Source organism: Variovorax sp. YR216 (assembly GCF_900107745.1).
Lineage (GTDB): Bacteria > Pseudomonadota > Gammaproteobacteria > Burkholderiales > Burkholderiaceae_C > Variovorax.
Window position 1 is genome coordinate 147,974 of sequence record NZ_FNRO01000002.1, and the last position, 25,333, is coordinate 173,306.

Here is a 25,333-nt window from a genome sequence, read left to right on the forward strand (position 1 = left end):
GCTCCCTGATCACGCCGCGGACATGCGCGCGAGGCGCTCGGACGCTGGCGGGTGCGAGTAGTAGAACTTGACGAACACCGGATCGGGCGTGAGCGTCGAGGCGTTGTCCTTGTAGAGCTTGAGCAGCGCGGCGGACAGGTCCTTGCCGCTCGTCTGCGCGATGGCGTAGGCATCCGCCTCGAACTCGTGCTTGCGTGAAATCAGCACCGGCAGCGGTGCGACGAAGAAGCCGAACACCGGCACCGACAACATGAACACAAGAATCGCCAGTGCATCGTTGGGCGCCGAGAGATTCGGCTGCACGCCAAGCCCCGTGTAGAACCAGGTGTGACCCGAGAGCCAACCCAGCAGGGCGAACCCGGCAAGGCTCAGCGCGAACATCGCCGCCATCCGCTTCACCACATGCCGGTGCTTGAAGTGGCCGAGCTCGTGCGCCAGTACCGCTTCGATCTCGCCGGCGTTGAGCTGGCGCAGCAGCGTGTCGTAGAACACCACGCGCTTGCTCGCGCCGAAGCCGGTGAAGTAGGCATTGGCGTGCGCGCTGCGCGTGCTGCCGTCCATCACGAACAGGCCCTTTGCCGAGAAGCCGCAGCGTTGCATGAGTGCATTGACGCGGGTCTTGAGGGCGGCGTCGTCCAGCGGCTGGAACTTGTTGAATAGCGGCGCGATGAAGGTCGGATAGACCAGCATCAGCAGAAGATTGAAGCCCATCCAGACGCCCCACGCCCACAGCCACCAGAGCGCGCCAGCGGCATGCATGAGCCAGAGAAACAGCGCCGCGAGCGGGAGCCCGATCGCGACGCCCAGCAGCACGCCCTTGACGGCGTCCTTGACCCACAGGCGCCAGGTCATCTTGTTGAATCCGAAGCGTTCCTCGAGCACGAAGGTCTGCCACAGGGTGAAGGGCAGTTCCAGGATGCCGCCGATGAGCGCAAACGCGCCGAACAGGGCGAGCTGCTGCCACATTCCGCCGCCCAGGGCGTCGAGGAGCAGCCTGTTGAGAAGGTCCAGCCCGCCCAGCAGCGTCCATCCGAGCAGGACCGCGGCGGCCCAGGCCATCTCGATGACGCCGAGCCGCGTCTTCGCGATCGTGTAGTCCGCGGCCTTCCGGTGTGCGTCGAGCGTGATCGCCTGCTCGAAGGCGGCCGGCACCGCATCGCGATGGCGGGCCACATGCCGCACCTGCCGCGTCGCGAGCCAGAACTTCACCACCAGCCCGGCGACCAGCGCAAGGGCGAATGCCAGGGTGAAGGCGAGGGATGCGGGCATGGGGGTCGGCATGGCGGCCGAGTTTAGCCCGCGGGCCTTCGCCCGTGGGCTGCCCGGCCGCCGGCAGGGCCATCGACGACAATCGACGGATGCCCGAATCCATCGAAACGACCGCACCGGCGGTCACGCTCGGCAGGAGCGACCAGAACCTCGTCTGGCTCGACTGCGAAATGAGCGGCCTCGACCCCGAGAAAGAACGCCTGCTCGAAATCGCCGTGGTGGTCACCGGCCCCAATCTGACGCCCCGCATCGAGGGCCCCGTGCTCGTCATTCACCAGAGCGACGAAGTGCTCGACGCGATGGATGCCTGGAACAAGGGCACGCACGGCCGCAGCGGGCTGATCGACAAGGTCAAGGCCTCGACGGTCGACGAGGCCGACGCCGAGCGGCAACTGCTCGAATTCATCGCGCGCTACATCCCGAAGAGCGGATCGCCGATGTGCGGCAACACCATCGGCCAGGACCGCCGCTTCCTGGTGAAGTACATGCCCAGGCTGGAGGCGTACTTCCACTACCGGAATCTCGACGTGAGCACGCTCAAGGAGCTTGCCAAGCGCTGGAAGCCCGCGGCCTTCAACGCGTTCAAGAAGCAGCAGGCGCACACTGCGCTGGCGGATGTCCACGAATCGATCGACGAGCTGGAGCACTACCGCGAGACCTTCCTGCGCATTCAGGATTAGGTAAAAACCCGAGGCCGTGCGATAATTGTAGGCTTCGCTGACTGGCCCCAGGTATTTGGGGAAACAGCCGGCGTTTTCCTCGCATCTCCCTATCTTGCACATCGCGCCCGATCGAATGGGCCGCAGCTTCGGCGAAAGCCGGAGCTGAAGTCGTTGGATGGTTGATGTTTTTAACCACCCGACGGAGCGCCGCCCACGGCAGCGCTCGCGTAGAGACTCATTGATGACTGACGCTTTTGAAGCGCAGCGCGATTTCGCGCCTGTGCAATCCGACAACTTTGCCGTTTCCGGCGAAGCCGCTTCCATTTCCACCCCCACCGAACTCGAGGCGCTCGACGCCGCCCCGGTCGACGAGCCGAAGGAGCCCAACGGCTTCATCAAGCTCGGCCTCGCGCCCCAGCTGATCGCCGCGATCGAGGACCTGGGCTTCACCAAGCCGACCGCCGTGCAGGAGCAGGCCATCCCGCGCGCCATGGGCCTGAGCGGCAACGGCGACGGCGCCGCCCGTTTCGTCGACCTGATGGTGTCGAGCCAGACCGGCAGCGGCAAGACCGCGGCCTTCCTGCTGCCCGTGCTGCACACGCTGCTGCAGCGCCAGGTCGAAGCTGAAGAGGCTGCCAAGGCCGAATTCCAGCGCCTCGCCGCCGAGGCCGCCGCCCGCGGCGAAGCGCCGCCGAAGAAGCCCAAGCGCAAGGACCCCACCAACAGCCGCAACTTCAAGCCGGCCACGCCGGGCGCGCTGATCCTGTGCCCGACGCGCGAACTCGCGCAACAGGTGGCGCACGATGCGATCGATCTCGTCCGCCACTGCCGCGGCCTGCGCATTGCCAATGTCGTGGGCGGCATGCCCTACCAGCTGCAGATCCAGCGCCTGCAGAACGCCGACCTGGTGGTCGCCACGCCGGGCCGCCTGCTCGACCTCCAGCGCTCGATGCAGATCAAGCTCGATCAGGTCAAATTCCTCGTCGTCGACGAAGCCGACCGCATGCTCGACCTCGGCTTTGCCGACGATCTGGCCGAGATCAACCAGCTCACCATCGAGCGCCAGCAGACCATGATGTTCAGCGCGACCTTCGCGCCGCGCATTCAGCAACTCGCGACCCGCGTGATGCGCGAGCCGCAGCGCGTCACCATCGACAGCCCGCAAGAGAAGCACGCCAACATCAAGCAGGTGCTGTTCTGGGCCGACAACACCCAGCACAAGCGCAAGCTGCTGGACCACTGGCTGCGTGACACCACCATCAACCAGGCCATCGTCTTCGCGAGCACGCAGATCGAGTGCGACGGCCTCGCCAACGACCTGCAGCAGGACGGCTTCAGCGCCGTCGCGCTGCACGGCGCGCTGAGCCAGGGGCTGCGCAACCGCCGCCTGATGGCGCTGCGCCAGGGCCAGGTGCAGATCCTCGTCGCCACCGACGTGGCCGCGCGCGGCATCGACGTGCCGACCATCACGCACGTCTTCAACTTCGGCCTGCCGATGAAGGCCGAGGACTACACCCACCGCATCGGCCGCACCGGCCGGGCAGGGCGCGACGGCCTCGCCGTGACGTTTGCCGAGTTCCGCGATCGCCGCCGGATCTTCGACATCGAGCAGTACAGCCGCCAGCAGTTCAAGTCGGAAGTGATTCCGGGGCTCGAGCCGCAGCAGCGTGCGCCGCGTCCGCAGGGCGACTTCGGCGGCCGTGGCCGCGAAGGCCATTCGCGCGACCGCAAGTTCGGCGGCGGCCATCGCAGCGGCGGCTATGCCGGTGCGAGCGGCTTCAACGACCGCAACTCGCGCGGTCCGAACGCCGGCTTCGGCGGCGGACGCGACAGCGAAGGCTATGGCCGCAAGACGGGCTGGGGCGACGGCGCGCCGCGCGGCAATGGAAACGGTAGTGGCGCAGGCGCTCCCCGCCGCGACGGCTTCGCGCCGCGCGGCCACGCCGGCGCCGGTGCTGGCAAGGCCTTCGCACCGCGCGATGGGCAGAAGCGGGGCTTCAAGCCGAGCCGCTGACCCGATTCGCGTAGTCACTACCCAAGCCCGCGCTCGCAGAGAGCGCGGGCTTTTTTGTTGCCGCTCGTTTCCGGTGGCTGCCGCGGGACCTATCGGAAACGCGAACAGAGGGTCAAAATTGATTGACTCCTGAACAGTTGAAAAGTAATGTATTGAGGCATCAAGTCCTCCGGACGCGCTTTCGCGGCCGGTTCGTCCACCTCATCTTTCCTCTGTTGCCCTATGAAAATCGCGATTCTTGGTGGTGGTCACGGCGCCTATGCGGCAGCCGCCGACCTGTCCGAAGCCGGACATGAAGTGCGCCTCTGGCGACGTGATGCGGCAGCGCTGGAGCCGGTCATCCGCACCGGCTCGATCACACTGAAAGACGCCGCCGGTTCGCGCGACGTGAAGATTGCGCTCGCCACGCCCGACATCGGTGCAGCAATGAACGACGCGGAGCTCATCGTGCTGCCTACGCCGGCGATCGCGCAGGAAGACATCGCGCGCACGATGGCGCCGCACCTGGTCGACGGCCAGGTCGTGTTCCTCCCGCCCGGCACCTTCGGCAGCTATGTGATGGCGCGCATCGTGGCCGAATCGGGCAACCGCGCGGACGTGGCCTGGGCCGAGACCGGCACGCTGCCGTACCTGGCGCGCAAGCACGGCGAGCGCGAAGTCAACGTCACGATCCGCGCGATCCGCCTGCCGACGGGCGTGTACCCGGCCCGCAAGGAGCAGATGGCGATCGAGGTCATCCGCAAGGCCTATCCGTCGGTGCATGGCTGCGGTAATGCGCTTTCGGGCGCGCTGATGAACGCCGGCCCGGTCATCCACCCGCCGTTGATGGTGATGAACGCCGCACCGCTGCAGCATTTCGAGCGCTGGGACATCCACAACGAAGGTACGCAGCGCGCGGTGCGCGACGTGACCGACAAGCTCGACCAGGAGCGCATGGCGGTGCGCGATGCGCTCGGCCACGGCGCGCCGCATTACCCGCTCGCCGACCACTACAACAACGACCAGTGGATGTATGGCGATGCGCACAAGCAACTGGTCAAGTCGGGCGACTGGCGCGAGAACATCGACCTGCACACGCACCGCTACATCACCGAAGACACCGAGCTTGGCCTCGCCTTCCTCGCATCGGCCGCGCGTTATGCCGGGGTCGATGCACCGATCGCGCACGGGCTGCTGGCGATCGTCGGTGGCTTCCTCGGGCGCGACCTGCGCAAGGGACCGCGCACGCTTGAGGCGCTGGGCCTCGACAAGCTGACGCCAGCCGAGCTGGGCAAGAGGCTGCACGATGGCCAGTGAACCCCTGCGTCGCTTCGCCGCCGTCGGTGCGGGCCGCATGGGCCGTGGCATCGCGATCGCCTTCGCGTACGCGGGCCATCGCATCTCGCTGATCGACCTGCGCCCGCGCACTGACGAAGCTTGGCAGAAGCTGCGCGCGGAGGCAGAGGCCGAAATCACGGCCAGCCTCTCCGGCCTCGCGCAGCTTGGCGTGATCGATGCGGCACAGGTGCCCGCGATCGCGGCGCGCGTCGAACTCGTCAAGGCCGAAGAAGCGTCCGCTGCGTTGGCCGCGGCGGAGCTGCTCTTCGAAGGGGTGCCGGAAACGCTGGACGCCAAGCGTGAAGCTTTCGAGCACATCAACCGCCATTGCCGCGACGACGCAATCCTTACTTCGACCACCAGCAGCATCCTCGTGACCGAGCTCGCGGCGATGGTGCGGCGGCCCGAGCGCTTCCTCAACATGCACTGGCTCAATCCAGCGTATGTGATTCCGGTGGTCGAACTGAGCTGCCATGCCGGCACCGATGCCGCCGTGCTCGCGCGCACCAAGGCGCTGATGGAATCGATCGGCAAGCTGCCGGTGGTGTGCGGTCCGACGCCGGGCTACATCGTGCCGAGGCTGCAGGCGCTCGTCATGAACGAGGCCGCGCGCATGATCGAGGAAGGCGCAGCCACTGCCGAGGAAATCGACAAGGCCACGCGCTACGGCCTGGGGCTGCGCTTCGCCGCGCTCGGGGTGGTGGAGTTCATCGACTTCGGTGGTTGCGACATCCTGCATCACGCGAGCCGCGAGATGTCGGGCTCGATCGACCGCGCGCGCTATACCGCGCCGGCGATCGTGGACCGCATGGTCGAGGAAGGGCGCCTCGGCCTCAAGAGCGGCAGCGGCTTCTACGAATACGAAGGCCGCGATGTGCCGGCGTACCGGCGCGATGTGCTGTCGCGCACGCTCGGCATGCTCAAGCACGCCGGGCTGTGGAAGCCGCCCGCGAGCCAGACGCAGTCATGAAGATCCGGCGCGCCTTCGCGGATCTCTCGCCGGGGCAGATCCACTACGCCGAGTGCGGCGATCGCGAAGCGCCCGCCGTGCTGCTGCTGCACCAGTCGCCGCGAAGCTGGCTGGAGTACCGCGAAGTGCTGCCGCTGATTGGTGCGCACCGCCGCGCGATTGCGATGGATACGGTCGGCTTCGGTGATTCCGCAGCGGGCGATGCGCCGGCCAGCATCGAGTGGTGGGCGAGGGTTGCCTGCGAATTGCTCGATGCATTGAAGATCGAGAAGGCCGACGTGGTGGGCCATCACACCGGCGGCGTGATCGCGGTCGAACTCGCCGCCGCATTCCCGGGTCGGGTGCGTGCGCTGGTCTTGTCGTCCACGCCGTTCACGAACGCCGCTTTCCGCACCGCCCGCGCCGAGCGCCCGCCGATCGACGAAGTCGCGCCGAGCGAGGACGGCAGCCATCTCGCTGCGCTGTGGCAGCGCCGGCAAGGCTTTTATCCGCCGAAGCGGCCCGAGCTGCTCGAGGCATTCGTGCGCGATGCGCTGAAGGCCAGCGGCAGCCCCGAAGACGGCCATCGCGCGGTCGCGGCCTACCGGATGGAAGACCGCATCCACCTCGTCACGCAGACCACGTTGCTGATTCGCGCGACGGACGATCCTTTCGCATCGCCGCACGCTGCCGAGTTGCACGAAGAACTCGCGAATGCGCGCATCGTCGATATCGAAGGCGGCATGGTGCCGCTGCCTGACCAGATGCCGGAAGCCTTTGCGGAAACGGTGCTCACCTTTCTGGAGACGCTGAAATGAAAGCCGTCCGCGTGCATGCCTTCGACGCCACGCCGGTGCTCGAAGACATTCCCGAGCCCGTGCCGCGACCGGGCCGCACCCTCGTGCGCATGGAGGCGGCGACGGTCGGCCACATCGATCGCACCGTGTGGCGCGGCAGCTTCCTGAAGCATCCGCCGTTCCCTTACACACCGGGCGTGGAGGCTTCAGGCGTGGTCGTCGCCAGCGCGGCTCATCCCGAAGGCCAGCGGGTCTGGCTTCGCGGCAGCGGGCTGGGCACGCTCTTCGATGGCACCTGGTGCGAGCTGATCGATGCGCCCGACGAGGCGGTGGGCTTGCTGCCCGATGGCGTGCCGGCCGCCGTCGGCTCCGCCTTCTTTTCCCCGAGCACATCGGCCTGGGTCGCGCTGCACGATGTCGCGCGCCTCTCGGCGGGCGAATGCGTGCTCGTGACCGGGGCAACCGGCGCGGTCGGGTCGCTCGCCGTGCAGTTGGCCCTCGACGCCGGTGCCGAGGTGACTGCGCTCGTCGCCGATGCGGCGCAGGCTGCCTGGATGCCGCCCGCCGCCAAGGTGGTCGTGCTCGGCAGCAACCTCGCGGCTTCGCTGGAATCGGTCTCCGTGGACCTGTTGATCGACACGGTCGGCGGACCCGTGCTTGCGGCCGTACTGCCGCGCGTGCGGCCGGGTGGCCGGGCAGTGCTCGTCGGCTACACCGCCGGCAATACGCTCACGCTCGACATTGCGCACTTCCTGCAACGGGATGTTTCGCTGCTGCCTCTGAACATGTTCCGCCGCGAATCGGCGGGCCGAGTTGCTGCACCTGAATTGCTCGCGCGACTCGCCGACGGCCGACTGGAACTGGACGTCCGGCCCTTCGCGCTGCAAGACGCGGCGAAGGCCATGGACTGGATCAGCCAGCGTGGCCATCGCGGCCGTGCGGTGCTCGTGACGGGGCGCTGAGCAGGCATGTATTGGCCGATTCCCGGCGCGCGCTGCCCGAACTTGCCGGCAGGTTCAGTCACTCTTCCTCGTTGATCGCGTCCGTCGGCGCATCGCCCGGCGTACGCGCATGGAGTTCGATGATGTGCCGAAGGGTGCTCTTGAGTTCCTCCGCGCGCTGAAGACCGAAGGGTTCGAGCACGCGCATCTCGTGCTCGCGCGCGAGTTCCATCAGGTGCTCCACCGCGTTGGAGCCCTTGCGCGTGATCCGCACCAAAGTGACCCGTCGGTCACTCTCGTGGGGCAGGCGCTCGACCTGACCGCGCGCTTCCATGCGGTCCAGCAGACGCGTCACGGTCGGCTGCTTGGTGACGGTGACCTGTGCAAGCTGCCCGATGCTGATCGCCTCGCCCCCCGCAAGCGACGCCATCACCCGCCATTCCGACACCGAAAAGCCGTGCTTTCGCGCAACTTCGTGGAACTCGGAGGAAATCAGCTGGCTGGCCTGCGCCAGCAGCGCCGGCAGGTAGTCGTCGACGAACCGGAGCTCGCTCACCGGTCTTTCTCCCTCGAATGAATCCGAAACCGCGGCGGGCACGCTGCTTGCATGTTTAGGGTTATTCATGATTGTGGATACATTCAGTTCTAAACATTATAGAGACCGAGGTTTCTATTGGAACCCCACGATTCCAGACAAGAAAGGGCGCCATGGCTGAGCGATCGTTCGTCGAAGAAGTGAAGAAACTGCGGCTCTCGGGCGGCGACGTGTTCCGCGGTGAGGGCATTCTGGCAGTCACCAAGGCGTTGCTGGAATCTGGTGTTTCCTATGTCGCCGGCTACCAGGGAGCGCCGATTTCGCACCTGATGGACGTCCTGGCCGACGCGCAGGACATCCTGACCGAGCACGGCATCCGTTTCGAGAACAGCGCGAGCGAGGCCACCGCCGCCGCCACGCTCGCCGCCTCGGTCAACTACCCGCTGCGCGGCGCGGTGACGTTCAAGGCCACCGTGGGCACCAACGTGGCGTCGGATGCGCTCGCCAACCTCGCCTCGGGCGGCGTCACCGGCGGCGCGCTGATCATCGTGGGCGAGGACTATGGCGAGGGCTCATCGATCATGCAGGAGCGCAGCCACGCCTTCGCGATGAAGTCGCAGATCTGGCTGCTCGATCCGCGCCCGAACCTGCCGAGCATCGTGGACGCGGTCAAGCAGGGCTTCGATCTCTCGGAAGCCAGCCATACGCCGGTGATGCTCCAGTTGCGCATCCGTGCCTGCCATGTGCACGGCCAGTTCGTCGCGGGCGACAACCGGCGCGCGAAGTTCACGCTGAAGGAGGCGCTCGAGAACCCGCAGCGCGACGTGAGCCGCATCGTGCTCCCGCCCGCGAGCTTCCTGCACGAGCAGGAAAAGGTGAAGGACCGCTGGCCCGCCGCCGTCAAGTTCATCGAGGAGCGCCAGCTCAACGAGTTCTTCTCCGAAGGCGCCGACGACATCGGCATCATCGTGCAGGGCGGCAGCTACAACACGCTGGTCCGCGCGCTCGAACGGCTCGACCTCGCCGACGTCTATGGCAACACCAAGGTGCCGCTCTACGTGATGAACGTGGCCTACCCCGTCATCGAAAGCGAAGTGCTGCGCTTCTGCGAAGGCAAGCGCGCGGTGCTGGTGGTCGAGGAAGGGCAGCCGAACTTTATCGAGCAGAACCTCGCGACCATCCTGCGGCAGGCCGGCTCCACGACCGCGCTGCACGGCAAGGACATGCTGCCCGTGGCCGGCGAATACACCGCGGCGGAGTTGCTGAAGGGGGCGCGCGCTTTCGGCGAACGCTACGGCCGCCTGCAACCGCTGCCTGTGCCAGCGCCGGTGCGCAAGGTGATCCCGCTCGTCGCTGCCGCGCCCGAACCTGCGAAGCCGCTCGCCGAGAGCGTCCACGCCCGCCCGCCGGGCTTCTGCACCGGCTGCCCCGAGCGCCCGATCTTCAGCGCAATGAAGCTGGTGGAGCGCGAGCTCGGAGCGCACCATGTGAGCGCGGACATCGGCTGCCACCTGTTCTCGATCCTGCCGCCCTTCAACATCGGCAACACCACGATGGGCTACGGCCTCGGCGCGGCCGGTGCAGCGGCGCTCAACACCCAGGCCGGCAAGCGCGCAATCGCGGTGATGGGCGATGGCGGCTTCTGGCATAACGGCCTGACCAGCGGCATCGCCAACGCCGTCTTCAACGAGAGCGACAACCTCACGATCGTCGTCGACAACAACTACACCTCCGCGACCGGCGGGCAGGACATCCTCTCTTCAAAGGCGGTCAACGCGACGCGCAGCACCGGCCACGAGATCGAGCGCGCGGTGCGCGGCGTCGGCGTGAAGTGGGTGAAGACCCTGCGCCGCACCTACGACGTCGCGGGCATGCGCGATGCGCTCAAGGACGCGCTGACCACGAAGCAGAAGGGGCCCAAGGTTCTCGTCGCGCAATCGGAATGCATGCTGAACCGCCAGCGGCGCGAGAAGCCGTTGGTGCGCAAGGCGATCGCCGACGGCAAGCGCCAGGTGCGCGAGAAGTTCGGCGTCGATTCCGACACCTGCACCGGCGACCACTCGTGCATCCGCCTGTCGGGCTGCCCGTCGCTGTCGATCAAGCCCAACCCCGATCCGCTGCGCACCGACCCGGTGGCACACGTGCTCGACAGCTGCGTGGGCTGCGGCGTGTGCGGCGAGGTCTCGCACGCGGCCGTGCTGTGCCCCTCGTTCTACAAGGCGCAGATCGTGAGCAACCCGAGCCGCTGGGATCGCCTGCGCGACGGGCTGCGCCAGCGCGTGATCGGCTGGCTGCAGAAGGGCGAGGCCAAGCGCCGCGAAGCCTACTCGTTTTGAACGGAACCTGACATGCAGAACAAGCGATTCCAGGGATACCGCGGAACCGGCTCTGCCGGGCCGCTGGTATCGCCCCCGGTCGGGGGTGGGCGGCTACACGAAGTGAGCAAGCCTGGGGGCGAGCAATGAGTCCAATCAAGATTGCAATCCTCGCGATGGGCGGCGAAGGCGGAGGCGTACTCGCCGACTGGATCGTCGACATGGGCGAAGCCAACGGCTACGTCGCGCAGACCACCTCGGTGCCGGGCGTCGCGCAGCGCACCGGCGCGACCATCTACTACGTCGAGCTGTACCCGCAGGCGCAGGCCGATTCCGATGGTGGCAAGCCGGTGCTCGCGCTGATGCCGCTTCCGGGCGATGTCGATGTCGTGCTTGCATCGGAGCTGATGGAAGCCGGCCGCGCCGTGCAGCGCGGACTGGTCACGAACGACCGAACCACGCTCGTCGCTTCCACCCACCGCGTCTACTCGATCGCCGAGAAAAGCGCGATGGGCGATGGCCGTGTCGACAGCGCCGAGCTGCTCGCGCACGCCGAGCGTGCGGCCAAGCGCTTCATCCGCTTCGACATGGCGCAGGCCGCCGAAGCCTCGGGCAGCGTGATCAGCGCGGTGCTCTTCGGCGCGCTCTGCGGTGCCGGCGTGCTTCCTTTCAGCCGCGCGCAGTTCGAAGCGACCATCGAGCGGGGCGGCGTCGGCGTCAAGCCCAGCCTGAAGGCCTTCGGCGCGGCCTTCGCGCGTGCGCAGGGCGAGCCCGAAGCGCAGGCAGCCTTCCAGCAGGCAGCCATCCAGCAAGCCGCCGCGCCGCAACCGCGCCATCCCGCTGTGCGCGCACTGGTCGAACGTACGCAGCGCGAGTTTTCGGCCGACGCACAGCCGGTCCTGCTCGAAGGCGTGCGCCGCCTCATCGACTACCAGGACGTCGACTACGCCGGGCTGTATCTCGACCGCGTGGCCTCCATTGCTGGGCTGCCGACGAACGACGGCGGCAAGCTGCTGCGCGAAACCGCGCGCCATCTCGCGCTGTGGATGTCGTACGAAGACACCGCGCGCGTCGCCCAGCTCAAGACCCGCGCGACCCGCTTCGAGCGCGTGCGCGACGAAGCGCGCGTACAGCAGGGCCAGGTGCTCGCGATCAACGAATACATGCATCCGCGCCTGCAGGAGATCTGCGAGACCCTGCCGGGCGGCATCGGCCGCTGGCTGATGGAATCGACCCTGCCGCGCAAGCTGGTCGAACGCTTCACGCAAAAGGGCCGCGTGATCCAGACCAGCTCGCTGCGTGGCTACCTGATGCTGCGGACCGTCGCGTGGATGAAGCGCTGGCGCCGGACGACGCTGCGCTACGCGGACGAGAACCGCCGCATCGAGGAATGGCTTGGGCAGATTGCCGGCATTGCCGCACGCAACCCCGAGCTGGCCGTCGAAGTCGCGCAGTGCCAGGGGCTCGTGAAGGGCTACAGCGACACGCACGAGCGCGGCCTTCGCAACTACGACACCGTGATGGCGGCGCTGCAACGCGCAGGCGCAGCCATCGCGCCCGCCACCCTGCGCGAACTGCGCGATGCGGCGCTGGCCGACGAGCACGGCCACAAGCTGCGCGCCGCGCTCGTCCAGCACGCGCTCGCCTGAACCGGGATCGATCCATGACCGCTTCATTGCCCACCCTGCAACTGCGCGTCGCCGAGGCGCGCGCGCTCAATCCGCTGATCAAGACGTTCCGGCTCCGCGCGGCCGACGGCGCGGTGCTGCCGGCCTTCACCGCCGGCGCGCACATCCGCATCGAAGTCGAACTGCCGGACGGCAAGAAGGACTGGCGGCACTACTCGCTGATCAACTTCGCCGCGCAGCCTGAAGCCACCCAGGCGCCCACCGAATACGTGATCGCGGTGCGCCGCGAGGAAGACGGCCGTGGCGGCTCGCGCTTCATGCACGAGCGCCTGAAGGAAGGCGACACCGTCACCATCGAAGTGCCGAAGAACGACTTCCCGCTGCACACCGGCCCCGGCAGCACCGTGCTGCTGGCGGGCGGCATCGGCATCACGCCGCTCGCGAGCATGGCCACGCGCCGCCGCGCCGAGGGCCTGCCGGTGCGCCTGCACTACGCCGGCCGCAGCCGCGACCTCATGGCCTTCCTGCCCGAGTTGCAGAAGCTGCTTGGCGACGACCTGCGCGTGCATGCCGACACCGAACAGGGCGGGCCCTTCGACATCGGCGCGCTGCTCGACAGCTTTCCGGCTGGCGACCGCCTCTACGTATGCGGCCCCAAGGTCATGCTCGACGCGGTGCTCGCGCAGACGCAGGCGCGCGGATGGACGCACGACCGCGTGCACTTCGAGCTCTTCACCACGCCGGCAGTGGAAGAGGGCGACCACCCCTTCGAGGTCGAGCTCGCGCAATCGGGCCAGCGTTTCACGGTGCCGGCCGACCAGAGCATCCTCGACTGCCTGATCGAACACGGCTGCGACCCGATGTTCGACTGCAAGCGCGGCGAATGCGGCGTGTGCGCGACGCCAGTGATCGACGGCGAGATCGACCACCGCGACTATGTGCTCACCGCGCGCGAGAAGGCCGAAGGCAATGTGATGCAGATCTGCATATCGCGCGCCAAGGGGCAGCGCATCGTCCTGGACATCTGAAGGAGACCCACGACATGACTTCATACCGAGGCAACCCGGAAGCGGTGCGGGCGCTGGTGCAGAACGATCGCGTGCATCGCGACCTCTACATCAGCCAGGAGCTGTTCGAGCTGGAGCAGGAGCACTTCTTCGCGAACACCTGGAACTACGCCGGCCATGAAAGCCAGATCCCGAAGCCCGGCGACTACATCACCAACGAGATCGCCGGCCGGCCGCTGATCATCACGCGCCACACCGACGGTTCGGTGCGCGTGATGATGAACCGCTGCGCCCACAAGGGCTCGCGCCTCGTGAGCTCGCCGTGCGGCAACACCGGCAAGTTTTTCCGCTGCCCGTACCACGCGTGGACCTTCAAGACAGATGGATCGCTGCTGTCGATCCCGCTCAAGAACGGCTACGAGGGCACACAGCTCCACGAATGCGAATCGGCCAAGGGCCTGACGACGCTGAAGAACGTGCGCAGCTACCGCGGCTTCATCTTCGTGAAGATCAACGACGTCGGCCCGGACTTCGAGGAATACTTCGGCGACTCGCTGAGCTCCATCGACAACATGGCCGACCGCTCGCCCGAGGGTGAACTGGAAATCGCGGGTGGCTGCCTGCGCTTCATGCACCAGTGCAACTGGAAGATGTTCGTCGAGAACCTCAACGACACCATGCATCCGATGGTGGCGCACGAATCGTCGGCCGGCACCGCCAAGAGCATGTGGGCCGACAAGCCAGCCGACGAACCGAAGCCGATGGCCATCGAGCAGTTCGTGCCTTTCATGTCCGACTACAAGTTCTTCGAGGACATGGGCGTTCGCACCTACGACAACGGCCACAGCTTCACCGGCGTGCACTTCAGCATCCACAGCAAGTACAAGGCGATCCCCGAGTACGACAACGCGATGAAGGCCAGGTACGGCGAGGAACGTACCGCGCAGATTCTCGGCATGGCGCGGCACAACACGGTGTACTACCCGAACCTCACGATCAAGGGTGCGATCCAGTCGATCCGCGTGGTCAAGCCAATCGCGGCGGACAAGTGCCTGATCGAGAGCTGGACCTTCCGCCTGAAGGGCGCGCCGCCGGAGTTGCTGCAGCGCACCGCCATGTACAACCGGCTGATCAACTCGCCGTTCTCGGTCGTGGGCCACGACGACCTGCAAGCCTATCGCGGCATCCAGGCCGGCTTGCATGCGAGCGGCAACGAGTGGGTGAGCCTGCATCGCAACTACGACCCGGCGGAGCTGAAGGGTGGCGAGATCACGACCGTCGGCACGAACGAATTGCCAATGAGAAATCAGTACAGGAGCTGGGCCCGCTACATGACGGAGACGATGTGATGCAGAACGAGATCACGCGCCAGCAACTCATCGACTTCGTGGTCCAGGAATCGCGCCTGCTCGATGCCAAGCGCTACGACGAGTGGAACGCGCTCTTCACCGACGACGCCTTCTACTGGGTGCCGGCGCAGCCCGACCAGGAGGACGGGATCAACTACTGTTCGCACCTCTATGAGGACAAGCTGCTGCGCGAGCTGCGCATCGAGCGCCTGAAGAGCCCGCGTGCCTTCTCGCAGCAGCCGCCGAGCCGGTGCCACCACCTGCTGCAGACGCCGACCGTCGAGACGTTCGACGAAGCCGCCAACCGTTACGTGGTGCGCACCGAGTTCCACTACACCGAGTCGCAGGGCGACGAGCTGCAGTTCTATGTCGGCACGTTCTTCCACCACCTCACGGTGCAGGAAGGCGCGCTGCGCATGACGCTCAAGCGCGTGAACCTGCTCAACTGCGACGCGGCGCTGCCGGCGGTGCAGCTTTTCATCTAGGGCCGCCATGCATCACACCGTTCACGATGCCTTCAGCGCGAGCGCGCGGCGCACGCCCAGGGCCGAGTTCCTGTTCACCGAGTCGGTCACCGCGCAGGCCTATGACATCGCGCCGGGCGCCATCCTCTGGAGCGAAGCCGCCGCGCAGGTGGATCGCCTGCGTGCCGCCTACGCGAAGGCAGGCTACGGCCACGGTCATCGCGTCGGCTTGCTGCTGGAGAACCGGCCGGCCTTTCTGTTCCACTGGTTCGCGCTCAACGCACTGGGCGTGAGCGTGGTGCCGATCAATGCCGAGATGCGCTCGGCCGAGCTGAGCTACCTCATCGGCCACAGCGAGATCGGCCTCGCCGTGACCTTGCCGCACCGCGCCGACGACCTGCGCGCCGCTGCGAAGGTCGCTGACATCGCCTTCGAGACGATGGGCCCGGACGATGCGGTGCCGCCCGCCACGCAGCCCGCGCCGCACGCCTCGGAGCCGGTCGGCCTCGCCACCGAATGCGCGCTGCTCTACACGTCTGGCACCACTGGTCGTCCCAAGGGCTGCATGCTGAGCAACGAGTACTTCCTGCGTGCCGGCCAGTGGTATGCGGAACTCGGCGACCTCTGTCCGGTGCGCCCCGATGCCGAACGCATCATCACGCCGCTGCCGCTCAACCACGTCAACGCGATGGCGTTCTCGACCATGGTGATCCTGGTCGCCGGTGGCTGTCTTGTCCAGCTTGACCGCTTCCACCCGAAGAGCTGGCTCCAGAGTGCGCGCGAAAGCCGCGCGACCATCGTCCACTACCTCGGCGTGATGCCGGCGATGCTGCTGTCGGCGCCCGCCGTCGCGGCGGACCGCGAGCACGACATCCGCTGGGGCTTCGGCGCCGGCGTGGACCGCAAGAACCACGCGCCTTTCGAGGAACGCTTCGGCTTCCCGCTCGTCGAGGCCTGGGCGATGACCGAAACCGGCGCCGCCGCCTGCGTGATGGCGAACCATGAGCCGCGCCATGTCGGCACCAGCTGCTTCGGCCGCCGCGAGGACTTCGCCCTGATCCGCCTCGTCGACGACGAAGGCCGCGACGTGCCCGACGGTACGCCGGGCGAACTGCTGGTGCGCTCGTCGGGCGACGACCCGAAGCGCTACTTCTTCTCCGGCTACCTCAAGGACGAGGAAGCCACCCGCGAAGCCTGGGCCGATGGCTGGTTCCACACCGGCGACATGGTGCGCCGCGACGCCGAGGGCAACTACTACTTCGTCGATCGCAAGAAGAACGTGATCCGCCGCAGTGGCGAGAACATCTCGGCGGTCGAGGTGGAGAGCGTGCTCAACCAGCACCCGGCGGTGAAGACGTCGGCAGTGGCCGCGACGCCCGACACGGTGCGCGGCGACGAAGTGCTCGCCTGCATCGTGTTGCGCGAGGACGCCGATGGTTCCGCCCCGGCGCAGTTGGCCGCGAGTATCGTGGACCACGCGCTGGCGCAACTCGCCTACTACAAGGCGCCGGGCTATGTCGCCTTCGTCGATGCACTGCCGCTCACCGCGTCGCAGAAGATCCAGCGCGGGCAGTTGCGAGAACTCGCGCAGTCGCTGCCCGGTCGCGCGAACTGCATCGACACCCGCTCGATGAAGAAGAGGCAATCATGACCCGGCGACTCTCTTACGAAGGTGTGGCCGTCGCGGTGCCGGTGACGGTGCCCTATGTGCGCTACTCGACGCGCAGCGCGCACTGGTTCCTCGGTCAGGCGATCGAAGCGCTGGTGAAGAACAGCGGCGTGAAGAAGGACGAGATCGACGGCTTGTGCGTCAGCAGCTTCTCGCTCATGCCCGACACCGCGGTCGGCGTCACGCAACATCTGGGCCTCTCGCCGCGCTGGCTCGACCATGTGCCCACCGGCGGTGCATCCGGCGTGATGTGCCTGCGCCGCGCCGCGCGTGCGGTGCAGTCGGGTGATGCGGAGGTGGTGGCGTGCGTGGCCGCCGACACCAACCACGTCGATTCGTTCCGCCTCACGCTCGGCAGCTTCAGCAACTTCGCGCGCGATGCCACCTACCCGTATGGCTCGGGCGGGCCGAACTCGATCTTCGCGATGATCACCTCGCACTACATGCGCACTTTCGGCGCGAAGCGCGAGGACTTCGGCCGCATCTGCGTGGACCAGCGCAGCAACGCGCTGAAGAACCCGCACGCGATGTTCAAGAAGCCGCTGACGCTGGACGAGTACATGTCCGCGCGGCCGATCTCCGACCCGATCCACCTTTTCGACTGCGTGATGCCCTGTGCGGGCGCGGAAGCCTTCCTCGTGATGAGCGAGGAACGCGCACGGGACCTGGGCCTGCCGCATGCGGTGATCCGCGGCGCGATCGAGCGGCACAACGCCTATTCCGAAGACCCGGTGATGGTGCGCGGCGGCTGGCGCATGGACCGCGACGATCTCTATGCGCAGGCCGGCGTGAAGCCCGCCGACATCGACTTCGTGCAGACCTACGACGACTATCCGGTCATCGTGATGATGCAGTTCGAGGACCTCGGCTTCTGCGAGAAGGGTGAAGGTTCGGCCTTCGTGCAGTCGCATGTGATGACGAACGATGGGAGCTTTCCGAACAACACCAGCGGCGGGCAGCTTTCCGCCGGACAGGCTGGTGCGGCGGGTGGCTTTCTCGGCATGACGGAAACCATTCGCCAGTTGACCGATACAGCCGATTCGCGCGCCGTGCCAAATGCGCAACTGGGCCTTGTCGCCGGCTTCGGCATGGTCACCTATGACCGGTGCCTCTGCACCGGCGCCATCATCCTCGGGAGGCCGGCATGACCATGCCCCTGATGCGCCCCAAGCGCAAGAACCCCGTCCTGCGCACCCGGCAGATGAACCTGCCGCCATGGGCACGCGGCCGTGTCGCGCTCGGCATCACGGCCGGTGCAGCGGAAGGCCGCTTCGTGCTGCAGACCTGCGAGGACTGCGGCACCGTGCAGTACCCACCGCGCGAGGCCTGCCACAAGTGCCTATCGCCCAATCTGCACTGGCGCGAGCAGAGCGGCGAAGGCGAGCTGCTCAGCACCACCACGCTGCACCACAGCAACGACCTGTTCTTCCGCGAACGGCTGCCATGGCGGCTGGGTCTCGTGCATCTCGATGCCGGGCCGACGCTGATGGTCCACCTCCACGGCGAAGTCGGCGACGCTCCATCCCGCGTGCGCGTCGGCGCCCGGCTCGATCGTGCCGGCCAAGCCGTCCTCATTGGATTTCCGAACGAAGGGAGCCCCCACATGGCTGACGACAAGATGCTCCGCGAAATGACGAGCGACCCCAAATTCCGCAAGGTGCTGGTCACCGACGGCAAGACCGAAGTGGGCCAGGCGATCGTGCGCGCGCTGGTCAAGGCCGGCGCCGACATCGTCTGGGTCGGCCACACCGAGCCGTGGAAGAAGATGGGCGGCCTCGAGGACATCACCGCGCTGCCGCAGGTCACGCTGGTGCCGCTGGACCTGACCAACGGCCGCTCGGTGAGCGAACTTGCTGGCGAGATCGGCGGCAAGGTCGACATCGTGATCAACAACGCCGAAGTCCATCGCACCTTCGGCATCGGCGCGCGTCGCGGCACCGACGTGGCCAAGGCCGAGATGGACATCAACTACTTCGGCCTGCTGCGATTGGCCCAGGAGTTCGGCCCGGCGCTCAAGGGCCGCTCGGCCGATGGCGTGACCGGCGCGACTGCATGGGTCAATCTCCTGTCGATCTATGCGCTGTCCAACTTCCCGCCGCACGGCACCTTCAGCGCGTCGAAGGCGGCGGCGCATTCGCTCGCGCAGTGCCTGCGCGCCGAGATGCGGCCGGCCGGTATCCGCGTGATCAATGTCTTCCCCGGTCCGATCGACGACGAGTGGAACCAGCACACGCCGCCGCCCAAGCTCGCGCCGAGCGGTCTGGCCAGCGCGATCGTGAAGGCATTGCGCGATGGCGTCGAGGACGTGTACCCCGGCGATGTGGCGCAGGAGTGGCTGGAGCGCTGGCGCGACAACCCCAAGGTGTTGGAGCGCGAACTGGCCGCTGGCGGTAGCTGATCCCGGAGAAATCGAATGACGACCATGACTGACCTGATCTCCACCGCCGAAATCCTCGGCGGCCTCGTGACCGCGATGGCGAGCGGCCGCATCCGCGTCATCGACCTCACGCAGACGCTCACGCCCGAATTCCCGCAGATTGCGCTGCCGCCCGAGATGGGCCAGTGCTGGCCCTTCCGCATCGAGGAAGTGTCGAGGTATGACGAGCGCGGACCGGGCTGGTACTGGAACAACTTCTCCTGCGGCGAGCACACCGGCACGCACTTCGATGCGCCGATCCACTGGATCTCCGGCCGCGACCTGCCGAACAACTCGGTCGACACCATTCCCGTGCAGCACTTCGTCGCGCCGGCCTGCGTGATCGATTGCTCGCCGCAGGTGAAGGACGATCCCGACTACCTGCTCACCATCGAAGACATCGAGCAATACGAGTCGAAGCACGGCCGCATCCCGAAGGGCGCCTGGGTGCTGATGCGCACCGACTGGTCGAAGCGCCAGGACCCGGAGGCGTATCAGAACTTCGACGAGACCGGCCAGCACACGCCCGGCCCGAGCACGGAGGCGGTGCGCTTCCTGGTCGAGCAGCGCGATGTGCTCGGCTTCGGCTCGGAGGCGATCGGCACCGACGCGGGGCAGGGCTACCACCTGCGGCCGCCGTATCCGTGCCACTACTACATGCATGGCGCGGGGCGCTATGGCCTGCAATGCCTGAGCAACCTCGACCTGCTGCCGCCGAGCGGCGCGGTGCTGATCTGCCCGCCGCTCAAGATCGAGAAGGGCAGCGGCAGCCCCTTGCGCGTGCTGGCGCTGGTGGGAGCTTCGGCATGAGCGCGGGGACGAAGGTCGCAGCCGTCACGGGCGGCAGCGCGGGCATCGGCAAGGCGATCTGCGAGGACCTGCTCGCACAGGGCTACGAAGTGGTGTCGCTCGCGCGGCGCCGCTGCGAGATCGACCATCCGAAGCTGCACAGCATCGAGGTCGACCTGATGGACCGCGCCGCCACCGCGCAAGCGGCGGCAGAACTCGCACGGCGCTTCGAGGTGACCACGGTCGTGCACAACGCCGGCGTGATCCGGCCCGCGCTGCTCGCGGACGTGAAGCTCGACGATCTCGACGCACTCGTGGAGCTGCACCTGGGCTGCGCGATCCAGCTCGTTCAGGCCGCGTTGCCCACGATGCGCGCGAAGCGCTTCGGCCGGGTGGTGCTGCTGTCGTCGCGCGCAGCCGTAGGGCTCCAGACGCGCACCAGCTATTCCGCCACCAAGGCCGGCATGCTCGGCATGGCGCGCACCTGGGCGCTCGAGTTGGCGCCCGACGGCATCACGGTCAATGTCGTCGCGCCGGGACCGATCCGCACCGACATGTTCTACGACGTGGTCGAAGCGGGCAGCGACAAGGAGCGCTCGCTCGCCGCATCCATTCCCGTCAAGCGACTGGGTGAATCCGCCGACGTCGCGCGTGCGGTGCGCTTCTTCGCCGAGCCCGCAAACAGCTTCGTCACGGGCCAGGTCCTCTATGTGTGCGGTGGCACCAGCGTGGGCAGCCTGGCCCTTTAGTAGTGCACATGAACCTCACGCCCCAAATGCCAGGAACCCCGCGGAACCGGCTTTGCCGGGCCGCTGGGGTTGAGCTTTAGCCATACCCCTCGTTTTCACTGCCTTGTCATCGCGACACGCGCCCGCTAGCATGGTTTACCTCTAAACATTTCACAAATCATTGGTTGGCGTGAGTCCTGCTTATCACCATCGGAATCTCAAGGAGCCCTGCATGAAAGTTCTGACTCGTCTCTTCACGATGGCCGGCGTCGCCGCCGCCATCGGCGTTCTCACCGCCGCGAATGCGTTGGCGGCCGATCTGAAGGTCGGCTTCATCACCTCGCTGTCGGGGCCGGTGTCTTCGCTCGGCATTCCCTACGACAAGGGCATGAAGGCGGCGATCGCCTACAAGTCGGAACTCAATGGCAAGAAGATCCAGGTGGTGTCGCTCGACGATGCATCGGACCCGTCGACCGCCGCGCGCAATGCCCGCAAGCTGATTGATGAAGACAAGGTCGACGTCATCATCGGCACCGCCGGCTCGCCAGGTGCACTCGCGATCGCCGCCGTGGCGCGCGAAACCAAGACACCGCTGATCTCCATCGCCAACGCCAACCTGCCGGGCGAGGAGGGCGCATGGATGGTCACGCTGCCGCAGCCCGCGCCGCTGATGGTGAGCGCGGTGGTCGAGCGCATGAAGCAGTCGGGCGTGAAGACGGTCGGCTACATCGGCTTCTCCGATGCCTGGGGCGACCTCGTCTATGACGCGCTGCAAAAGAGCGCCGAGCCCGCGGGCATCAAGGTGGTGTCGAACGAGCGTTATGCGCGTGCCGATGCGTCGGTGACGGGGCAGGTGCTGAAGATCGTCGCGCTGCGTCCCGACGCGGTGATCACCGGCACCTCGGGCACGCCGGGCGCGCTGCCTTACCTCGCGCTGCAGGAGCGTGGCTACAAGGGCCAGATCTACGGCACGCACGCGCTGATCAACCCCGACTTCGTGCGGGTCGGCGGCCCGGCCGTCGAAGGGCTGCTCGCGCCCACCGGTCCGGTGATCGTCGCCGAGCAGTTGCCCGAGAGCAATCCGATCCGCAAGGTCTCGATGGACTTCCGCAGCGCCTACCAGAAGGCCAACGGCGCGTTGCCGACGGACGCGTTCTCTGCGTATTCGTTCGACGCATGGCTGCTGTTCCTCGATGCCGCTTCGCGCACCAAGGGCGAGCCCGGCACGCCGGCGTATCGCGTTGCATTGCGCGACTCGATCGTGAACACGAAGGAGCTGGTCGGCACGCACAGCGTCTACAACTTCAAGCCCGACAACCGCTATGGCTCCGACGAGCGTTCCCGCGTCATCGTCAAGCTCGAAAAAGGTCAATGGAAACTTGTTCCCTGACCCCCAGGCTCGCGCACTTCGTGTCGCTCTCCACCCCCTTTCAGGGGGCGATGCCAGCGGCCCGGCGAAGCCGGTTCCGCGGCATCCCTGGCAAAACCACCCAAACCATCTGAACGATGAAAAAGCTTTCTTCTCTCCTCTGTGCATCGGCCATTGCCCTTGCAGCCACACAGGCCCTCGCGGCTGATCTCAAGGTCGGCTTCATCAGCTCGCTTTCAGGGCCCGTCTCGGCGCTCGGCATTCCCTATGAGAAGGGCATCCGCGCCGCGATCGCCGAGCACCCGGTACTGGCGGGCCACAAGGTCGAGCTCATCGTGCTCGACGATGCGTCGGACCCGACGACCGCCGGCCGCAATGCGCGCAAGCTGGTGACGGAAGACAAGGTCGATGTGCTGATCGGCACCTCCGGCGTGCCGGGCGCGATGGCCATCGCTGCCGTTGCGCGCGAACTCAACACGCCACTGATTTCTCCCACGCCGGTGACGATCCCCGGCCCCGAAGGCGCATGGACCGTGACCGTGTCGCAGCCGTTCCCGCTGATGGTCTCGGCCGTGGTCGACAAGATGAAGCAGTCGGGCGTGAAGACGGTGGCCTTCATCGGCTTCTCCGACGCACTCGGCGATCTCGCCTACGACTCGCTGGTCAAGAGCGCCGAGACCGCCGGCATCAAGGTCGTCGCCAACGAGCGCTATGCGCGCAGCGATTCGTCCGTCGCCGGGCAGGTGCTGAAGATCATCTCGGCGCGGCCCGATGCGGTGTTTGCCGGCAACTCCGGCACGCCGGGCGCGCTGCCGTACCTCGCGCTCGCCGAGCGTGGCTACAAGGGCAGGATCTACGGCACCCACGGTTTGATCAATGCCGACTTCGTTCGCGTGGGCGGTGCGTCCATCGAAGGCCTGGAGGTGCCGAGCGGCCCGGTGCTGGTGGCGGACCAATTGCCCGACAGCAACCCGATCAAGAAGGTGTCGATGAACTTCCGCGACGCCTACAAGAAGGCGAACGGCTCGCTGCCGAACGATGCCTTCTCGTCCTACACCTACGACGCCTACCTGCTGCTGGCCGATGCCGCGTCGCGCGTGAAGGGCGAGCCCGGTACGCCGCAGTACCGCACCGCGCTGCGCGATGCGATCGTGAGCACCAAGGAGCTGGTCGGCACGCACGGCATCTACAACTTCAAGCCCGACGACCGCTATGGCTCCGACAAGCGCGCGGTCGTTATTGTGAAGAGCGAAAAGGGCCAGTGGAAACTGGTGCCCTGAACCTGACCTCACCGAGCAGGCCCGGCGATGAGCAGCTACCGCAACAAGCCCGAAGCCATCCGCGCGCTGGTGCAGGACGATCGCGTGCACCGCGACATCTACCTGAGCGAAGAAATCTTCGCGCTGGAGCAGGAGCAGTTCTTCGCCAACACCTGGCTCTATGTCGGCCACGCCAGCCAGGTGCCGAACGCGGGCGACTTCTGGTCGCTCGACCTCGCGGGCCGGCCGGTGATGATGGTGCGGCAGGCCGACGGCCAGGTGCGTGTGCTCTACAACCGCTGCGCGCACAAGGGCGCGCGGCTCGTGTCGGACGAGTGCGGCAACGCCGGCAAGTTCTTCCGCTGTCCGTACCACGCCTGGACCTACAAGCTCGACGGCGCTCCGCTCGCGATCCCGCTGAAGAATGGCTATGAAGGCACGCGCCTCAAGGAATGCGAATCGGGCCAGGGCCTGAGCGAACTGAAGCACGTCGCGATCTACCGCGACTTCGTCTTTGCGCGCATCGCCGACGAAGGCCCTGAATTCCACGAATACTTCGGCGAAGTGCTCGGCGCGATCGACAACATGGTCGACCGCTCACCCGAAGGAAAGCTGACCGCGTCCGGCGGCGTGATGCGCAACATCATCCATTGCAACTGGAAGATGTATCTGGAGAACATCAACGACACGGTGCATCCGATGTCGACGCACGAATCCGCCACGCAGGCCGCCGACGCACTCTGGCAGGGCCGCGCGGCCGATGAGCCCAAGCCGATGGCGATGGAGCAGATCCTGCCCTTCGGCTCCGGCTACGACTTCTTCGACAGGATGGGCGGCCGGGTGTTCGCCAACGGGCACAGCGTGCTCGGGGTGAACTTCAGCATCCATTCGAACTACGCGCAGTTGCCGGACTACGAAGCGGCGATGCGCGAAGCGCACGGCGACGAGCGCGCGATGGAGATCCTCCAGCGCTCGCCACAGAACTCGGTCTTCTTCCCGAGCCTCTCGGTGAAGGGCTCGCCGCAGGCGATCCGCGTGATCCGGCCGCTTTCCGCCAACCGCACGCTGATCGAAGCCTGGGCCTTCCGCGCGGCGGGCGCGCCAGACCTGCTGTTCGAGCGCGCGATGAGCTACAACCGGCTCGTCTTCTCGCCGATGTCGATCGTTGCGCATGACGACGTGCACCTCTTCGAGAGCATTCAGGTCGGCCTGCACGCCGAAGGCAACGAGTGGGTGAGCCTGCATCGCAACTTCGACGCGGGCGAGCTGTCGCAATCGTCGATCACCACGAACGGCACCAATGAGCTGCTGATGCGCAACCAGTTCCGCGCATGGGCGAAGTTCATGACGGCCGGGATGGAGTCGCAAGCATGACCGATCCGCGCGACTTCATCGCCGAAGAGGCGGCGCTGCTCGATGCCGGCCGCTTCGACGAATGGCTTGCGCTCTTCGCCGAGGACGGCCGCTACTGGGTGCCGCTGCTCGGCGCGGCGCAGGCCGATCCGCACTCGCACAACTCCATCGCCTACGAAGACCGCCTGCTGCTCCAACTGCGCATCGACCGGCTCAAGAACCCGCGCGCGCATTCGCAGCATCCTGCGAGCCACTGCCAGCATGTGTTGCAGCGCTCCGTCATCGAGCGCGAAGACTCGGCGACCGGCGAGGTCGACCTGCGCACCCCTTTCGTCTATGTCGAGGCGCGCGGCGACGAGCAGGTGATGCTCGCCGGCACCTACCGGCATCGACTCGTACGCGACGCGGCCGGCTGGTCCATCCGCCAGAAGCGCGTCGATCTTCTCAATGCCGCGCGCGCGTTGCCGGCCATCCAGTTGTTCATCTGAGCAATTCGCTCACCC

Annotated in this window: 22 protein-coding genes; 20 read left to right on the forward strand and 2 right to left on the reverse strand. The window is 66.7% G+C overall.

Annotated elements, in window-relative coordinates; genetic code table 11:
- Window positions 1-9: 9 nt before the first annotated feature.
- Window positions 10-1,269, reverse strand: coding sequence for a M48 family metallopeptidase (locus BLW05_RS05555; protein WP_093160854.1), 1,260 nt, complete (start codon window positions 1,267-1,269; stop codon window positions 10-12).
- 89 nt (window positions 1,270-1,358) lie between these two features.
- Between BLW05_RS05555 and orn the strand changes: the two genes are divergently transcribed.
- The 6 genes from orn to BLW05_RS05585 all read left to right on the forward strand — a co-directional run bounded on the left by orn (window position 1,359) and on the right by BLW05_RS05585 (window position 7,970).
- Window positions 1,359-1,949: an oligoribonuclease gene (gene orn / locus BLW05_RS05560; protein ID WP_093162067.1), complete on the forward strand. Its 591-nt coding sequence runs from the start codon at window positions 1,359-1,361 to the stop codon at window positions 1,947-1,949.
- 223 nt (window positions 1,950-2,172) lie between these two features.
- Complete coding sequence (locus BLW05_RS05565) at window positions 2,173-3,945, forward strand: DEAD/DEAH box helicase (protein WP_093162068.1); 1,773 nt, start codon at window positions 2,173-2,175, stop codon at window positions 3,943-3,945.
- A gap of 222 nt (window positions 3,946-4,167) precedes the next feature.
- A complete protein-coding gene (locus BLW05_RS05570) occupies window positions 4,168-5,241 on the forward strand; it encodes an NAD/NADP-dependent octopine/nopaline dehydrogenase family protein (RefSeq protein WP_093160857.1) in 1,074 nt (357 codons plus the stop codon).
- On the forward strand, window positions 5,231-6,232 hold the full coding sequence (locus BLW05_RS05575) for a 3-hydroxybutyryl-CoA dehydrogenase (RefSeq protein WP_093160859.1): 1,002 nt from the start codon (window positions 5,231-5,233) through the stop codon (window positions 6,230-6,232). Before BLW05_RS05570 ends, BLW05_RS05575 begins: the two co-directional genes overlap by 11 nt.
- Window positions 6,229-7,029, forward strand: coding sequence for an alpha/beta fold hydrolase (locus BLW05_RS05580; RefSeq protein WP_093160862.1), 801 nt, complete (start codon window positions 6,229-6,231; stop codon window positions 7,027-7,029). The genes BLW05_RS05575 and BLW05_RS05580 overlap by 4 nt, the downstream gene beginning before the upstream one ends.
- Window positions 7,026-7,970: a quinone oxidoreductase family protein gene (locus BLW05_RS05585; protein WP_093160864.1), complete on the forward strand. Its 945-nt coding sequence runs from the start codon at window positions 7,026-7,028 to the stop codon at window positions 7,968-7,970. The genes BLW05_RS05580 and BLW05_RS05585 overlap by 4 nt, the downstream gene beginning before the upstream one ends.
- 58 nt (window positions 7,971-8,028) lie before the next feature.
- Here BLW05_RS05585 and BLW05_RS05590 read toward each other — a convergent pair whose 3' ends face one another.
- Window positions 8,029-8,505, reverse strand: coding sequence for a MarR family winged helix-turn-helix transcriptional regulator (locus BLW05_RS05590; protein WP_093160867.1), 477 nt, complete (start codon window positions 8,503-8,505; stop codon window positions 8,029-8,031).
- Between the two features lie 152 nt (window positions 8,506-8,657).
- On the opposite strand from BLW05_RS05590, the gene BLW05_RS05595 reads away from it, so the two are divergent.
- From BLW05_RS05595 to BLW05_RS05660, 14 genes are all read left to right on the forward strand, one after another.
- The gene (locus BLW05_RS05595) at window positions 8,658-10,820 is read left to right on the forward strand and encodes a thiamine pyrophosphate-dependent enzyme (RefSeq protein ID WP_093160870.1); all 2,163 of its coding nucleotides are present in this window, start codon (window positions 8,658-8,660) and stop codon (window positions 10,818-10,820) included.
- Between the two features lie 68 nt (window positions 10,821-10,888).
- Window positions 10,889-12,448: an indolepyruvate oxidoreductase subunit beta family protein gene (locus BLW05_RS05600; protein WP_256330138.1), complete on the forward strand. Its 1,560-nt coding sequence runs from the start codon at window positions 10,889-10,891 to the stop codon at window positions 12,446-12,448.
- Between the two features lie 14 nt (window positions 12,449-12,462).
- The gene (locus BLW05_RS05605) at window positions 12,463-13,455 is read left to right on the forward strand and encodes a PDR/VanB family oxidoreductase (protein WP_093160875.1); all 993 of its coding nucleotides are present in this window, start codon (window positions 12,463-12,465) and stop codon (window positions 13,453-13,455) included.
- A gap of 14 nt (window positions 13,456-13,469) precedes the next feature.
- Window positions 13,470-14,783 carry an aromatic ring-hydroxylating dioxygenase subunit alpha gene (locus tag BLW05_RS05610; protein WP_093160877.1) on the forward strand — a complete coding sequence of 438 codons (1,314 nt, stop codon included), beginning with the start codon at window positions 13,470-13,472 and terminating at the stop codon, window positions 14,781-14,783.
- Window positions 14,783-15,268: an aromatic-ring-hydroxylating dioxygenase subunit beta gene (locus BLW05_RS05615; protein ID WP_177142567.1), complete on the forward strand. Its 486-nt coding sequence runs from the start codon at window positions 14,783-14,785 to the stop codon at window positions 15,266-15,268. The genes BLW05_RS05610 and BLW05_RS05615 overlap by 1 nt, the downstream gene beginning before the upstream one ends.
- Before the next feature lie 7 nt (window positions 15,269-15,275).
- Window positions 15,276-16,898 carry an AMP-binding protein gene (locus BLW05_RS05620; protein WP_093160887.1) on the forward strand — a complete coding sequence of 541 codons (1,623 nt, stop codon included), beginning with the start codon at window positions 15,276-15,278 and terminating at the stop codon, window positions 16,896-16,898.
- Window positions 16,895-18,064 (forward strand): thiolase family protein, encoded by a 1,170-nt coding sequence (locus BLW05_RS05625; RefSeq protein WP_177142568.1) that lies wholly within the window; start codon window positions 16,895-16,897, stop codon window positions 18,062-18,064. The genes BLW05_RS05620 and BLW05_RS05625 overlap by 4 nt, the downstream gene beginning before the upstream one ends.
- Window positions 18,061-19,314 carry an SDR family NAD(P)-dependent oxidoreductase gene (locus BLW05_RS05630; protein WP_093160892.1) on the forward strand — a complete coding sequence of 418 codons (1,254 nt, stop codon included), beginning with the start codon at window positions 18,061-18,063 and terminating at the stop codon, window positions 19,312-19,314. The genes BLW05_RS05625 and BLW05_RS05630 overlap by 4 nt, the downstream gene beginning before the upstream one ends.
- Before the next feature lie 15 nt (window positions 19,315-19,329).
- Entirely contained in the window at window positions 19,330-20,142 is an 813-nt protein-coding gene (locus BLW05_RS05635; RefSeq protein ID WP_093160894.1) for a cyclase family protein, read from the forward strand.
- On the forward strand, window positions 20,139-20,870 hold the full coding sequence (locus BLW05_RS05640) for an SDR family NAD(P)-dependent oxidoreductase (protein ID WP_093160897.1): 732 nt from the start codon (window positions 20,139-20,141) through the stop codon (window positions 20,868-20,870). The genes BLW05_RS05635 and BLW05_RS05640 overlap by 4 nt, the downstream gene beginning before the upstream one ends.
- A 211-nt stretch (window positions 20,871-21,081) precedes the next feature.
- On the forward strand, window positions 21,082-22,239 hold the full coding sequence (locus BLW05_RS05645) for an ABC transporter substrate-binding protein (RefSeq protein ID WP_093160899.1): 1,158 nt from the start codon (window positions 21,082-21,084) through the stop codon (window positions 22,237-22,239).
- A 116-nt stretch (window positions 22,240-22,355) separates the two neighbouring features.
- Complete coding sequence (locus BLW05_RS05650) at window positions 22,356-23,498, forward strand: ABC transporter substrate-binding protein (protein WP_093160902.1); 1,143 nt, start codon at window positions 22,356-22,358, stop codon at window positions 23,496-23,498.
- Between the two features lie 27 nt (window positions 23,499-23,525).
- The gene (locus BLW05_RS05655) at window positions 23,526-24,851 is read left to right on the forward strand and encodes an aromatic ring-hydroxylating dioxygenase subunit alpha (protein ID WP_093160904.1); all 1,326 of its coding nucleotides are present in this window, start codon (window positions 23,526-23,528) and stop codon (window positions 24,849-24,851) included.
- Window positions 24,848-25,318 (forward strand): aromatic-ring-hydroxylating dioxygenase subunit beta, encoded by a 471-nt coding sequence (locus tag BLW05_RS05660; protein ID WP_093160907.1) that lies wholly within the window; start codon window positions 24,848-24,850, stop codon window positions 25,316-25,318. Before BLW05_RS05655 ends, BLW05_RS05660 begins: the two co-directional genes overlap by 4 nt.
- Window positions 25,319-25,333: the final 15 nt, after the last annotated feature.